The 683-nt window shown below is 58.6% G+C and carries 1 protein-coding gene; it reads left to right on the top strand.

The genetic code is table 11. The features are described from left to right. Positions 1-683: EF-Tu/IF-2/RF-3 family GTPase (locus IB234_RS23795; RefSeq protein ID WP_263864210.1), on the top strand; the 683-nt coding region annotated here is incomplete at both ends.

The raw sequence follows: 683 nt of genomic DNA, 5'->3' as shown, positions 1-683 counted from the left end.
GACTTCCCGGGCGACGACACTCCGATCATCATCGGCTCCGCGCTGATGGCTCTGAACGGCCAAGACGACAACGAAATGGGTACCAGTGCTGTTAAGAAGCTGGTCGAGACTCTGGATGCCTACATCCCTGAGCCGGTTCGTGCCATCGACATGCCGTTCCTGATGCCGATCGAAGACGTGTTCTCGATCTCCGGCCGCGGTACCGTGGTAACTGGTCGTGTTGAGCGCGGTATCGTCCGCATTCAGGAAGAGATCGAAATCGTTGGTCTGCGTGCTACCACCAAGACCACCTGCACCGGCGTGGAAATGTTCCGCAAGCTGCTCGACGAAGGTCGTGCTGGCGAGAACTGTGGCGTGCTGCTGCGCGGCACCAAGCGTGATGAAGTCGAGCGTGGTCAGGTTCTGGCCAAGCCGGGCACCATCAAGCCGCACACCAAGTTCGAAGCTGAAGTGTACGTTCTGTCCAAAGAAGAAGGTGGTCGTCATACCCCGTTCTTCAAGGGCTACCGTCCGCAGTTCTATTTCCGTACCACCGACGTAACCGGTTCGTGCGAGCTGCCGGAAGGCGTTGAGATGGTCATGCCGGGCGACAACATCAAAATGGTTGTCACCCTGATCAAACCGATCGCGATGGACGACGGCCTGCGTTTCGCAATTCGCGAAGGCGGCCGTACCGTTGGTGC

This window comes from Pseudomonas sp. PDM16, from assembly GCF_014851865.1.
Classification (GTDB): Bacteria; Pseudomonadota; Gammaproteobacteria; order Pseudomonadales; family Pseudomonadaceae; genus Aquipseudomonas.
The sequence above is the reverse complement of the archived record's forward strand: the minus strand, read 5'-3'. Positions and strand labels throughout refer to the sequence as shown.